The sequence below is a fragment of the Chryseobacterium paridis genome, assembly GCF_016595215.1.
GTDB lineage: Bacteria > Bacteroidota > Bacteroidia > Flavobacteriales > Weeksellaceae > Chryseobacterium > Chryseobacterium paridis.
Map to the genome: position 1 here is coordinate 655,137 of NZ_JAENHK010000001.1, position 12,274 is coordinate 667,410.

The following is a 12,274-nucleotide window of genomic DNA, read 5'->3' on the forward strand; positions in this document are numbered from 1 at the left end:
TTTTAGTTATATCCTTTTGAATTCTTATTATAAATGAATTAGGATCAGAGATATTTGTGACTATAATCCTACAACAAAACCTATGTTAGGAACCAATCCACTTGAGAAAATACTTGAGTTCTCTTTCCACAAAACATTGTACATCAATCCTAACTGCATAAATGAATTCCCTCCTATTCGCTGCATATATCCTCCTCCAAGATAAAGAGCTGTTTCTTCTCTATTATCTTTATAGTCGTAATACTTATCATGATAATTAATAAAATAATGCTGAAGGTTGGCTCCTACATAAAACGATCTTGCAAAATAATAGTTCGCAAAAGGACCTACTCCAAACATTGTCGATCTGTAATAATTTGAGGTCTGCCAAGAAACACTTCCAATTACCCCCGCTTCTAAATCTTCAGTCAATCTATAACCAACTCTTGGGGCCGCTTGTAGGGAGAATGCACTATTACTACCAAATCCTAAACCTATACCTCCTCCAAAAGTCCATCGGTTGGATTCCGCCACAGAAGGAGTTCCTACCGAAACCTGGGAAAATATTGATATTGAAAACATCAACATCAATGGAATAATTATTTTTCTCATATGTAGATAATTAATTGTTTTTAAATCTATTGCAAAATCAACCCCTTTTTATAAGTGCTTAATTTCACAGACATAATGCGATTTCTTACTAATATCGTTTTTATCAATGTTTAAAATTATGGTTTTTTTACGAATTTTTTAGTTGTATTTTTGCCGCATCAAACTAAGAACTCCCGTTAAGAGTTTCGTAAAATTGAAATATAATGAAAATAGTAGTAGGCCTCTCCGGAGGTGTAGACTCTAGTGTTACGGCATATTTGCTGCAACAGCAAGGTCACGAAGTGGTGGCATTGTTTATGAGAAACTGGAACGATGCTTCAGTAACGTTAGAAGATGAATGTCCTTGGATTGAGGATAGTAATGATGCCCTGATGGTAGCCCAAAAATTAGGAATTCCTTTCCAGGTTATCGATATGAGTGAACTATATAAGGAACGTATTGTTGATTATATGTTTGCAGAGTATGAAAAAGGGAGAACTCCAAACCCTGATGTTTTATGTAACAGAGAAGTAAAATTCGATGTATTTATGAAAACGGCAATGTCACTGGGTGCTGATAAAGTAGCTACAGGACATTATGCAAGGGTAAACTCTACCTTCGATGAAAATGGAAAAGAAATTTTTCATCTTTTAGCAGGAAAAGACAACAATAAAGATCAGTCTTATTTTCTTTGCCAATTGAGTCAGGATCAGTTATCTAAAGCATTATTCCCAATCGGAGAACTTACAAAGCCTCAGGTAAGAGAAATTGCAAAAGAAATTGGCTTGGTTACTGCTGATAAAAAAGATTCTCAGGGATTATGTTTTATTGGAAAAGTAAGCCTTCCCCAATTTTTACAGCAACAATTAAAACCCAATGAAGGTGAAATTGTTGAAATTTTCAGTGACTCTCCTTTATTTACACAAGAAAAACCTGAATTTTCGTCAAAAGAAAATGAACTCGAATTCTTATCTCAAAAGATCCATTATAAAAAATCCGATGGAAAAGTAATTGGAAAGCATCAAGGTGCTCAATTTTTCACGATCGGACAAAGCAAAGGCCTTGGAATAGGCGGCCACAAAGAAAGCTGTTTTATCGTATCAAGAGATATGGAAAACAACATCATCTTCGTTGGAGAAGGCCACAGTTTCCCTGGATTACACAAAAAAGCACTAAAAGTAGATAATTCCGAACTTCATTGGGTTCGTGAAGATCTAAAACTTGCTAATGGAGAATCTATGGAAGTAATGGCAAGATTCCGTTACAGACAGACTCTTCAGAAGGCTACTATCTATCAATTTGAAAATGCTTTTTATATGGAGTTTGAGGAACTTCAATCTGCTATAGCAGAAGGACAGTTTGCTTCATGGTATATTGATGATGAGCTTTTGGGAAGCGGAGTTATTGCATAGGAATAATTTTAAATTTTTTGTAACATATTTTAGGAGATGATACTTACTCTATAAATAACAAAAAATTACACCTATGAAAACTTCTTTGAAAAATCAGTATGCTCAGCCCAACCAAATTTTAATCTTTTTAGTATCAATTGTTTTCGGATATAATCTTTATATGGCGATTGTTCATCCCGAAAGATCACATCTTGTACTTAGTATTGTTCTATTGGCAATTACATTATTTATGTGCCGGGAATATGGTTATAAGGAAACAAAAGATAAGTAAAATAAAAACGAGTTTTGGAGAATCCCAAAACTCGTTTTTTATATGTAGTTAAATGTTTTACAGCTTCAATATCAACTCTATTTAAAGTTATACCCGACCTAAATAAACAGCCTTCTTTTCAACATTTTCCATTTTTTTAGCTATCCAACCAGCCACTCTTTAAAATCTTTGACACGATCCCTGCTTACTGTAATCTCCTCATTGGGTTGAAATTCCAATTCGACCTTATAGTTTGGGGATGTATGAATGTTCTTTATATAATCAGAATTGATTATAAATTGCCTGTTCACCCTGAAGAATTTTTTCTCTTCTAAAGTCTCTTCCAATTCATCCAATGTAAAATCTGAAGGATATGTTCTATCTCTGGTTTGAAGATAAACAATTTTATTCTCACTGAAAAAGCAGCTTATTTCCTGGGTCTGAACTATTTTCAGGTTGTACCCTATTTTAACCAAAATCCTGGAAAGAGTAGATTTATCTTTTTTAATTAACTGCTTAATATCTTGCGAACTAACCGAGTTATCTGAAGGAAGGAATGACTTGAATTTCTCTATGGCTCCTGCCAGATCTTCATCTAAAATAGGCTTTAATAAGTAGTCAATGCTATTTAATTTAAATGCCTTTAATGTGTACTGATCAAAAGCAGTGGTATAAATGATAAACCCTTTCGAAGGTACTTTTTCAAAAATATCAAAAGACAATCCATCTCCCAAAACAATATCCGAAAATATAAGCTGGGGATGCTCATTTTCAGAAAACCAGGCAATCCCCTCTTCTACCGATTCAATCTTTGCAACGATCTCTATGTCCGGAAATATACTTAGCATTCTCTCTAATTTCCTTGAAGCAGGTTTCTCGTCTTCAATAATGACAGTTTTGATCATAACGTACTGGTTTTAGTTTAAAAATTTTGAAAATTAAAAGTATATAAAAGAATTTAATTTCAACTTATAAATTGGGTTTGCTTTTTCTCAGCTCTTTATCTAAAATTCTTTGCTCCCAACTGGCATCGAAAAGAAATAACTTCACTCCTTTTATAACCAGAATAATCCCCCAAATTAATAGAAGTATTGAGCCATGATAGAAAGAAAAATCAATTGTTCCATTTTCAAAATATTCATTGAAAAACAGGATCCCAGCTATTATACCGTACCAGGTAAGGCTTTTATAAAAGCTCTTTAATTTTCTTACTCTTTCGTATGCCTGATTATAGTCCATTGTATTTGTATTAAAGTGTTTTTCCATGATTTCTCTTATCTGCGTCCATTAGTTCTTTTATTTTCTTTTCTTCCCAGTTCTTACCAATTCCGAAGACATTTATTCCATGAGCCACCAGGCCTATTCCCCATCCTAACATTGGCCAGTAAAACCATAAATGATAAGGGGATGTTAAAAGGTTTAAAACTAACAGAAAAGGGATTACTAAACAATAAGAAGTAAGATTTCCGTAAAACCCTTTAAGCTCTTTTACTCTCTTTGCTGCTTTTTCGTAAGCACGATTGTCTTTGTTGAATGATAATGTTTCCATACTATTAAAGTTTTGATTTATTTATTTTTCTTGGATCAAATGTATGTCAGAAAACGTCCTCTAATCAACTATATCTTACCGAACCGTAGAATAAGGGTTCTGAGTTGCAAAAAAAACCGACTCTAGACCAAGATCTATATATAATGTAATGTGTAAAAAAAAAACAAGTCTGAAATCTATATAATTCTATTATAAATCAATATTATAAATTTTACATTATTATAATCACTTACGGCTTAATCACAGACAGATATAAGGCGAACAAATACAGTTATTAATTCTCTGTTTGTTTTAATATTAATAAAAATCAATTTTAGAATTCCTAAAAAATCATAACTATAATTTTAAAAATTAATAACATGAAAAAGCTAAAAACTAATCTATTCTTCCTCTTCATTATCTCAATGTTCTTCTTTTCTTGTAGTAGAGATGACGTAAATCAAGCAGATCAAACTGAAAATAAAACAATTTCATCTTCAACTGCCAAATATGTTGTAAACAATGCAAACCCCTATAGTAATATTGGGACTCTACATAACGAATTCATGCTTCAAATGCATAATAACTCAACTATCAACTCTCAAAATGACATCTATAACGCGGGGGTAGCTTTTGCACAACAAAATGGCTATAATACAAACCTTTATAACGTCGGACAAATGAAAGCTGCCATTAATGATGCTATGAATACTAGTTTCACAAAGGCAAAAATTGATCAGTTAGGTGCCCAATATGGTTTTTCCGGTGCATATAAAAACGAACTATATCAATTGGCCAATTTTTTTAATGCTACAAACTATACTGATACAGACCAAATATTAAATGATCTTGCTAATCTAGAAATCAGATACATAAACGCTCAATTACCTACAGCGGAAAAAAACCAATTGCTTGTTGTAATTGCAATTGCAAGAGCCAGTATGTCCTATTGGATTGCTTATTATCCAACGGATACACAGAATAGTGGGGTAACTAAAGCATCATGGTGGGGTAGAATATTTGGAGGAGCTGTTGCTGATGCCTTTGGAGCTTTAGCTGGTGGAGCGATCGGCTTTGCTGCTGGTGGAGTTGGTGCAGTAGTTGGTGCTATTATAGGAGGCGCTTGTGCTTCAGGAGGAATTCAATTTGCCATTGAGTATTAGAATTAACACCCTGTATACGTATTCATATTATAGAAAAAATTTAATCTTATAAAGCAAGTTCTCTTTTTAATAAAAACTCCATACTAAAATATGGGGTTTTTTAATATCTATAGATAGCATTTGTTATCAATAAGTTATATGTGATTACTGTAAAAATGATAAAATAATGATTAAAAAGGCCATCCCTGAACCTTAGCTCAAAATTCAATCATCAATTTATCTCTTCTTAATACACAAACGGAATCAGCCTTTTAGTCATTTTTCTATACTCAATATATTCATCTCCAAATTGTTCAACAAGAGCCTGTTCCTCTATCCTAATTCTATAACTAAATGCTATAAATGGAGGAATAAAAGCCACAACAAGAGAAAGCCAATTATTTAAATATAAGCCCAGCCCAAGGAAGGTTAATAATGCAAAAGTATATGAGGGATGTCTCACGTAATGATAAAGCCCATCTTTCTTAATTTCATGATCCTCTCTTATTGTCACATCTACCGTAAAGTATTTACCCAAAGACCTTATAATAAGCCATCGGAAGACAATTCCAATAATAATGAGAGCCAATCCAATATACAAGATCCAGACTGAATCTGTAATCATAAAATTAGAAATATGGGATACGGTAACAGCCCCTACAATTGAAAAGATAATAACTACCCAAAGAATACCAAGCGTGGAGCGATCCTTTTTCTGATCTTTATCCGCAGACTTCAGCTTTTGTTTGTAATAAATTTCGCTCAGGAACCATGCTCCCATTGAAATGTAGAATAATACTTGTAAGTTCATAGTGTTGTTTTTTTGAGGGCAAAAAGGCGAAAGAGCAGAATTGCTAAATCGTAAAATTGTTAAACTGTAAAACTGTAAAATCGTAATAGAGACGGCCAATAAAAACTTTCGGGATAATAGGCGATTTTGCAAATCCGCGATTCCGCGATTTTACACGTTACATCTACTTATCTTTATCCATCAACTCCTTGATCTTCTTTTCTTCCCATTTCCTTGCAAAATCCATGCTTGGTAGAAAAACAAACAATGCATGTGCAAGAAGACCTATTCCCCAGAATGTAGCAGTTAAGAAGTTTTTAAACTGGAAATAGCTTTCTCCTGGGTTTAAATTGGTGTAATTAAAGTAAGCAATCAAAATATTTACAGCAACATAAGAGAATAGGTGGGCATAAAACCCTCTTAATCTCTCTACCTGCCGTTTGGCCTGTTGATATCGAATATCATTTTCGTCAAAAGTTTCCATTGTCTTTGTTTTTTTGTTTATTCATGATTTCCTGAATCTTTCTTTCTTTCCAGGGCTCTCCAACCCCAAAAACCTGAAATGCATGAGAGGCGACGCCAACTCCCCATCCTAACATTGGCCACCAGAACCAATGATAATTGTTTTGGGTATAAAGATTAATAAAAATTAAAAAGGGAATAATAATACAGTAAGAAGTGAGGTTAGCATAAAATCCTTTGATCTCCTTAACTCTTTTCTGAGCCTTTTTATAAGCTTTATCATGATCTTCAGGTTTGATACTGACATCGTTTGGTTTATCTGATAAAACCGGAAGCTTTACTTTAAAATAATCTTCAGACTTTTCAATAAAAACATTTCTCTTTGTAAGTAGTGAATAGCGCTGCACAATATTAGCTAATCCGATTCCTGCGCTTTCTTTGATCTGCTCCCTTACTTGTAAATTATTTTCAATACATAAATCATCATTTTCTGAAAATATTCTAATCAGTAAAGGTTTTGAAGAGGTCGCAAAATTGTGTTTGATACAATTCTCCAGCAACAGCTGAAGAGAAAGAGGAACCACATATTTTCTGTAGTCTTCTTTTCGAACATCAAAAACAAAATCTACACTGTCTTCGAATCTCGTTTTTAGCAATTCACAATAGGTTTTAGCAAATTCTATCTCATCTTCCACTGTAACAAGTTCTTTATCCTTCTGTTCTAAAACATAGCGGTAAATCTTTGACATTGAGGAAGTAAACTTCTGTGCCTGCTTTGGGTTTTCATCAATCAAAGAGCTTAACACATTTAAAGAATTGAAAAGGAAGTGTGGATCCAGTTGGTTTTTAAGGGTTTCAAACTGGGCATTTGCTGATTTCGCTATTAGCTTCTGCTCAACAACCTCCTTTTTAGAGGTCTTTTTAAGCTCTTCCATAAATCCCCTGGCATGAAGAAAGGCGGAAATAAGGAGGGCGATATTCACCATAAACCAATTGGTAGCATTATATTTCCCTGAAAAAAACTCTTCTGAGGTCGCTGCTTTCTGAAAAATTACAAAATTGATATAATTGCAGACATACACTAAAATAATATTAGCGATAAGAATCGAAACAACGCTTATAATCGCTCTTCTGGTGGTTGCCTGAGACCAGGGAATCTTTTTATTTAAATAGTCATTTATTACCCCATTTCCTATCCCCAGAACGAAAGAATACAGAGACGAAATAAGAAAAGAAAGCATAAAATTATCTATCGTTTTATCTTCAGTAAAAAATAAAAAGAAAAATAATGCGGTTCCTATGGCTACCCAAAGTAGTACGATAATGCTTTTACGTTTCATGCTTCAGTTTCTTTATTCAAAATTAGTCTATATTAAATGTACCGAAAATTATTTTTCACTGAATCGTCAATTTCATATACTGAATGGCAAAATAAAAGTCCTCCCGATTGGGAAGACTTTTATTGAATTGAAATTTTGTATTATTTCGCCGGCTGGCTGATAAAATATTCTGCCTCTCCTTTCCCCCAATTTGGATCCATTGAAGATTTTGGTTTATATGCGTTGTATTGTTCCAATGTCTTTTTAAACATCTCGATTCCTTTTGTTTTACTTCCTCCATATTGTTCTGGTGTAAAATATATATCTTCTGCTTTTATTAAAGCAATTCTAGGATTACTTGGATCTAGCTTTTCAGCAATCTGAAGTTCTTCTGCCGCCTTCATTCCATCTGTCATATATCTTTGTTGTGGGTTCACCATCATTCTCAAAGAATAAGCCATTTTTCTAAGCAAATGAATTTCCGAATTATCTGCTCCTGCAAGATTTTGAGCTGTTGCCAAATGTTTATCAGCCTGATTAGCTACCTCATCAAGATCTTGTGTTTTCCCTTCTCTCATCATCACACGTCCTTTCTGTATATAACAAAATGCTGCATAATAGCTTGGAAGCCATTTTCCACTTTCCTTACTTCCAATTCTCTGGAAATCATTTGAGAGAGTCTGGAAATCCTCTGTTGTTTTGCAGGTTTCTATTTTTGCGATCTTTTCAGACATAATTTTTTCGTAATCAGCCTGAGCAAAAGCGGTTAAGCTCATAAAAGCTAAAGCAAAACTTAATAGATACTTTTTCATTTTTTTATTTTTTATGGTTGTTTTTTTATTGTATTGAAAGGTAGGTATTTCATTCACACAATGATATAATTAAAATACTTCTTATTTATTTTTATAAATTGTTATTGATAGCGTCTTGCGTTTTATCTACTCCAAAGCTGATAAATGCTCCTACGAAAACAAATGTATTGACCGGAGGCACCACTGCTGAGCTTCGTGATCCATCTTGTGAAAAATTATATCCGTACATATTTTTTGATCCCAGCACATTGGATATACTTAACACAAAAACAGTAAATACTTTAGAGTCTTTTTTCCCCAGATTAGGAAGATAATTAAAGCTTAGGTTCAAAGCATTATAATCTTTCAATCTCCCCTCGCTTCTGGTAAAATTAACCACCTCTCCATTGACGTCTTTTGTTGCAATATCATAATATGGACGTCCTTTAGCATACGTATATGAAAGATTTACTCCTAATTTCCATTCCGGAATGAATCTCTTACCAACTACCGAAAGGGTATGTTCTGATGCAAAATTAGGTTTCAGGCTAACCGGATAATTCATAAAATCTCTCTTAGAATCTAAAAATGAATAACTGATCCAGTAGTCTATATTTTCAAATGTTTTTTTATCCCTCCAGAAAAGTTCAAGTCCTTTTGCATATCCATACCCATCGTTATTAATCGCTGTCTGTACAGGCTGATTCTGGCTATCAATATTTGCAATATTCTTTACTTTGATCAACTGATCATATTTTTTATAAAAAGCTTCTAATCTCAAACTTCTTCCTTCAGATGTTCTTTGTACCTGCAGAATATAGTGTTGTGATTTTTGGAAATCTAAATGAGCAGGCCCATTAATATATTTACTTTCCGGGTTTTGATAGAAAAGTCCATAGGCAAAAGAAGTAGTCCAATTTTGAGCTAAACGATAAGCCAGTGCAAGACGGGGTGCGATATTACTTTGATGTAAAAAAGAGGAATTTTCTGCCCGTACTCCGACTTTTGCTGAGAGTTGATTGCTAAACCCAAGATCCGTTTCTGCAAAAACAGAAGATATAAAATCCTGATAGTGTTTTTTTACTTCCTCAAAATTCAGTTTTTCGTCCGTATTATTTAATTCAAATCCTCCACGTACTGCACTTATTTTATTTATTTTTCTTTCCAAAACCGCTTTAAAATTGATATAGTTCCCTGTGGTCAAAAGTTGGGTCTTAGCGGATTCAATATCATTTGTTTCCCCTGAAAAGTTCAGATCAGATCTGTTGTATGAATAAGAAGCACCTGTATTTAAAAGATACCTTCCGAATTTTTGTTTAAATGATAAATTATGATAGGTATTTTTTCCACTCAATCTAACCAATGCATAATCAGAATCAGGTTCCAGGCTTTCTGTTCTTACCCCCATTTTGTTGGTATCATACATTCCATAATATTTGAAAAATCCGCCAGACTTTGTTTTAATTCTAAAATTAGCATCACCATTCAGTCCTTGGGGTGCATCTATAAAATCTGTATTGAAATTAAGAACCTTTTGCATTAGACTTAAAAGGGAATACCCCAAAGTAGCTCCATAAGAATGGTTTTTATCTTCGCTCAATTTCTGAAACCCTCCACTCAAAAAGATGGGCGAAATACCAAAATCATAAGAACTCTGATCCGGCAGATCAACACTTTCAAGCATTAACGCACCAGAAAGTGCCTGTCCATATAAAGCGGAATATCCACCACTTGAAAACACATTTCCTTTAAAAAGAGAGGTATTAAACCTATCCCTACCAGCAATCCCGGGAACTGAACTTGAAAAATAATTATTGATCAAGCTTCCATCCATAAAGATCTTAGATTCCGTTCCTGTACCTCCTCTGATGAACAACCCTTCTGATTCACCAACTTTCTGTACTCCCGGAAGATACGTTAATGCAGATGAGATCTGCCCATCAGCTCCAGCCGTTGTATACACATCAATGGGTGTCAACAGCGCTGTTGCTCTTTTTTTATCACTTGCTTCTATTGATCCCGCAGAAATCACAACTGCATCAATTTCACTAATCTGTTCTTTTAATTCTGCATTTACTGTCAGATCTTGATTTTCGATGACAATTGCCTTTTCAACATCAATATATTTTGGATGAGTAAAAGTAAGCACATGGCTTCCTTTCTCGGAGGTTTCAAAGGAGAATTTACCATTGGCGTCCGTTGTTGCCCCATCATAGGTTCCTTTTAAGGTTACATTTATTTCACTGATTCCTCTATTTCTGAAAGTCACTTTCCCGATAATTTTCACCTGAGCATAACTCAGAAAAAATGAGAGAAAGGCAATAAGAAATAACAGTCTTTGTTTTTGGGTCTTCATGGTTGTTAATTTTCGGATCAAAAATACTATAGAAAATACCTTTCAGTAAAAAAAATATTACTGAAAGGTAAAGTTTACATCCTGAGTGGAGAATTATTGTATCGGGATGCAAAAATCCACGATCATTTTACCTTCCGGATGATCTTTAAAATTGGAATGATAGATTTCAAAAGGAAAAGATTTCCTGATGGAGTAATGATTTTCGTTCATCCATAAGAATAAGGATGCCCAGCATTGTTCAAAATCATCGAGAGTAACCTCCCCACTTCCGATGATAAATTTCCCTGCTTCAAGGGTCTCAGGAAAAACCTCTCCTTCTTGTTCTTTAAGCTGATCATCCAAAAGCATACATGCATGAATCCTCACTTTATCCGGAGGAGTAATTTTAAAACTGTCATGATACACAGAGATCATTTTGACATTATCCCGTGGGAATAATTGTTTCTTTTTTGCCCAATCCAGAAGAATAGTATAAGACGGTTCTACCTGGCTCAGCCCAAGGCCCATTACAGCAGCAAGATGCATTTCTTCAAGAGCTGTTACTTTAATTTTTAAATTCATTGTTCTCCATTTTAATAGGTTTTCGATCGTACAAAGGTATTGGCGAAAAACCGTATCGATTTGTCCGTTCTTGCTTTCGACTTGTAAAATCTTGTGAAAACTTTCAGGCGCTGATTTTCGAAATTCGGATGGAGATTTTCCGTAATATTTTTTAAATGTTTTATTAAAAACAGAATGATTGGCAAAACCCAGATCCATGTAGATCTCTTTAATATCCACTCCCTTTCGTAAAGAAAGATAAAGAGCGCTTTTTTCTATCTTTTTCCGGATAATGTAGTTTTGGAGCGTTTCCCCAGTAATAAGTTTAAAAATCCGGTGAAAATGGAAGGGTGAATATGCACCTATCTCTGCCACTTTTTCCAGGCTGAGTTCTGTATCAAGATGATCCTCTATATATTGAATAATCTTTATAATTCTTTTTTTATACTCTTCCAATTATTGTTTTTTAGCTACAAAAATAGAAAGATTAAATAGAGCGGATTTGTCTTTTATTGCGGAATCTTCTAAAACAGACTGGAATCATAAAGTGGTTTGAGAAATTATGTCTAATTTAGTTAATCATAAAAAATCACTTAAAATCATTTCAAAATGAAGCTACAAAAATTAGTATTATTAACAGGGATTGCCCTATTTGCTGTTTCTTGTGGAACAACAAATACGTATATGGTAAACGCTAAAAGCGGAACAAACACCGGAGGAACTGCTAAATTCACTCAAAAAGGAGATGAAGTTATTATGAAGCTTGATGTAACGAATTTAACCCCGGGAATCCATGCGGTACATATCCACGAAAAAGGAGATTGTTCTGCAGCTGATGGAACTTCTACGGGAGGACACTGGAATCCGGCAAAAGATGACCACGGAAAATGGGGCGCTGAACATTTCCATATGGGAGATATAGGTAACCTGGTTGCTGATCAGACTGGAACAGCTACTTTAACATTCAAAACCAATAAATGGTGTATAGGATGTGCTGATGAATCTAAGAATATCATTGGAAAAGGGCTTATTGTACATGCTGCTGCAGATGATTTCCATACTCAACCGACAGGAAATGCTGGTGGTCGCGTAGGATGTGTGGAAATTAAATAAT

Annotated in this window: 14 protein-coding genes; 4 read left to right on the top strand and 10 right to left on the bottom strand. The window is 34.2% G+C overall.

The window, feature by feature from the left end; all coding sequences use genetic code 11:
• Nucleotides 1–60 precede the first annotated feature (60 nt).
• Nucleotides 61–591: a hypothetical protein gene (locus tag JHL15_RS03025; RefSeq protein ID WP_200242636.1), complete on the bottom strand. Its 531-nt coding sequence runs from the start codon at nucleotides 589–591 to the stop codon at nucleotides 61–63.
• A 203-nt stretch (nucleotides 592–794) separates the two neighbouring features.
• Here JHL15_RS03025 and mnmA point away from each other — a divergent pair, with 203 nt between their 5' ends.
• Nucleotides 795–1,982 (top strand): tRNA 2-thiouridine(34) synthase MnmA, encoded by a 1,188-nt coding sequence (gene mnmA, locus JHL15_RS03030; RefSeq protein WP_200242638.1) that lies wholly within the window; start codon nucleotides 795–797, stop codon nucleotides 1,980–1,982.
• Nucleotides 1,983–2,055: 73 nt separating this feature from the next.
• A complete protein-coding gene (locus JHL15_RS03035; RefSeq protein ID WP_200242640.1) occupies nucleotides 2,056–2,253 on the top strand; it encodes a hypothetical protein in 198 nt (65 codons plus the stop codon).
• 140 nt (nucleotides 2,254–2,393) lie between these two features.
• Here JHL15_RS03035 and JHL15_RS03040 read toward each other — a convergent pair whose 3' ends face one another.
• The 3 genes from JHL15_RS03040 to JHL15_RS03050 all read right to left on the bottom strand — a co-directional run bounded on the left by JHL15_RS03040 (nucleotide 2,394) and on the right by JHL15_RS03050 (nucleotide 3,781).
• On the bottom strand, nucleotides 2,394–3,137 hold the full coding sequence (locus JHL15_RS03040) for a LytR/AlgR family response regulator transcription factor (protein WP_200242642.1): 744 nt from the start codon (nucleotides 3,135–3,137) through the stop codon (nucleotides 2,394–2,396).
• A gap of 64 nt (nucleotides 3,138–3,201) precedes the next feature.
• The gene (locus JHL15_RS03045) at nucleotides 3,202–3,498 is read right to left on the bottom strand and encodes a 2TM domain-containing protein (protein WP_200242644.1); all 297 of its coding nucleotides are present in this window, start codon (nucleotides 3,496–3,498) and stop codon (nucleotides 3,202–3,204) included.
• Nucleotides 3,482–3,781 (bottom strand): 2TM domain-containing protein, encoded by a 300-nt coding sequence (locus tag JHL15_RS03050; RefSeq protein WP_200242647.1) that lies wholly within the window; start codon nucleotides 3,779–3,781, stop codon nucleotides 3,482–3,484. The genes JHL15_RS03045 and JHL15_RS03050 overlap by 17 nt, the downstream gene beginning before the upstream one ends.
• Before the next feature lie 359 nt (nucleotides 3,782–4,140).
• Between JHL15_RS03050 and JHL15_RS03055 the strand changes: the two genes are divergently transcribed.
• A complete protein-coding gene (locus JHL15_RS03055) occupies nucleotides 4,141–4,923 on the top strand; it encodes a hypothetical protein (protein ID WP_200242649.1) in 783 nt (260 codons plus the stop codon).
• Between the two features lie 226 nt (nucleotides 4,924–5,149).
• On the opposite strand, the gene JHL15_RS03060 is transcribed toward JHL15_RS03055, so the two are convergent.
• The 6 genes from JHL15_RS03060 to JHL15_RS03085 form a co-directional block, all read right to left on the bottom strand.
• The gene (locus tag JHL15_RS03060; RefSeq protein WP_200242652.1) at nucleotides 5,150–5,713 is read right to left on the bottom strand and encodes a methyltransferase family protein; all 564 of its coding nucleotides are present in this window, start codon (nucleotides 5,711–5,713) and stop codon (nucleotides 5,150–5,152) included.
• Nucleotides 5,714–5,876: 163 nt separating this feature from the next.
• Nucleotides 5,877–6,176 carry a 2TM domain-containing protein gene (locus JHL15_RS03065; RefSeq protein WP_200242654.1) on the bottom strand — a complete coding sequence of 100 codons (300 nt, stop codon included), beginning with the start codon at nucleotides 6,174–6,176 and terminating at the stop codon, nucleotides 5,877–5,879.
• Nucleotides 6,163–7,494 carry a 2TM domain-containing protein gene (locus JHL15_RS03070; protein ID WP_200242656.1) on the bottom strand — a complete coding sequence of 444 codons (1,332 nt, stop codon included), beginning with the start codon at nucleotides 7,492–7,494 and terminating at the stop codon, nucleotides 6,163–6,165. The genes JHL15_RS03065 and JHL15_RS03070 overlap by 14 nt, the downstream gene beginning before the upstream one ends.
• Before the next feature lie 140 nt (nucleotides 7,495–7,634).
• Nucleotides 7,635–8,285, bottom strand: coding sequence for a hypothetical protein (locus tag JHL15_RS03075; RefSeq protein WP_200242658.1), 651 nt, complete (start codon nucleotides 8,283–8,285; stop codon nucleotides 7,635–7,637).
• A 91-nt stretch (nucleotides 8,286–8,376) separates the two neighbouring features.
• Nucleotides 8,377–10,620, bottom strand: coding sequence for a TonB-dependent receptor (locus JHL15_RS03080; protein WP_200242660.1), 2,244 nt, complete (start codon nucleotides 10,618–10,620; stop codon nucleotides 8,377–8,379).
• A gap of 93 nt (nucleotides 10,621–10,713) precedes the next feature.
• Nucleotides 10,714–11,616, bottom strand: a complete 903-nt coding sequence (locus JHL15_RS03085) for an AraC family transcriptional regulator (protein WP_200242662.1) — start codon at nucleotides 11,614–11,616, stop codon at nucleotides 10,714–10,716.
• A 153-nt stretch (nucleotides 11,617–11,769) separates the two neighbouring features.
• Between JHL15_RS03085 and JHL15_RS03090 the strand changes: the two genes are divergently transcribed.
• Nucleotides 11,770–12,273 (top strand): superoxide dismutase family protein, encoded by a 504-nt coding sequence (locus JHL15_RS03090; protein ID WP_200242664.1) that lies wholly within the window; start codon nucleotides 11,770–11,772, stop codon nucleotides 12,271–12,273.
• Nucleotide 12,274 lies beyond the last annotated feature (1 nt).

Coding starts and splice junctions, on each gene's coding strand:
- JHL15_RS03025 (WP_200242636.1), bottom strand. CDS start 591: ATGAGAAAAATAATTATTCCATTGATGTTGATGTTTTCAATATCAATA.
- mnmA (WP_200242638.1), top strand. CDS start 795: ATGAAAATAGTAGTAGGCCTCTCCGGAGGTGTAGACTCTAGTGTTACG.
- JHL15_RS03035 (WP_200242640.1), top strand. CDS start 2,056: ATGAAAACTTCTTTGAAAAATCAGTATGCTCAGCCCAACCAAATTTTA.
- JHL15_RS03040 (WP_200242642.1), bottom strand. CDS start 3,137: ATGATCAAAACTGTCATTATTGAAGACGAGAAACCTGCTTCAAGGAAA.
- JHL15_RS03045 (WP_200242644.1), bottom strand. CDS start 3,498: ATGGAAAAACACTTTAATACAAATACAATGGACTATAATCAGGCATAC.
- JHL15_RS03050 (WP_200242647.1), bottom strand. CDS start 3,781: ATGGAAACATTATCATTCAACAAAGACAATCGTGCTTACGAAAAAGCA.
- JHL15_RS03055 (WP_200242649.1), top strand. CDS start 4,141: ATGAAAAAGCTAAAAACTAATCTATTCTTCCTCTTCATTATCTCAATG.
- JHL15_RS03060 (WP_200242652.1), bottom strand. CDS start 5,713: ATGAACTTACAAGTATTATTCTACATTTCAATGGGAGCATGGTTCCTG.
- JHL15_RS03065 (WP_200242654.1), bottom strand. CDS start 6,176: ATGGAAACTTTTGACGAAAATGATATTCGATATCAACAGGCCAAACGG.
- JHL15_RS03070 (WP_200242656.1), bottom strand. CDS start 7,494: ATGAAACGTAAAAGCATTATCGTACTACTTTGGGTAGCCATAGGAACC.
- JHL15_RS03075 (WP_200242658.1), bottom strand. CDS start 8,285: ATGAAAAAGTATCTATTAAGTTTTGCTTTAGCTTTTATGAGCTTAACC.
- JHL15_RS03080 (WP_200242660.1), bottom strand. CDS start 10,620: ATGAAGACCCAAAAACAAAGACTGTTATTTCTTATTGCCTTTCTCTCA.
- JHL15_RS03090 (WP_200242664.1), top strand. CDS start 11,770: ATGAAGCTACAAAAATTAGTATTATTAACAGGGATTGCCCTATTTGCT.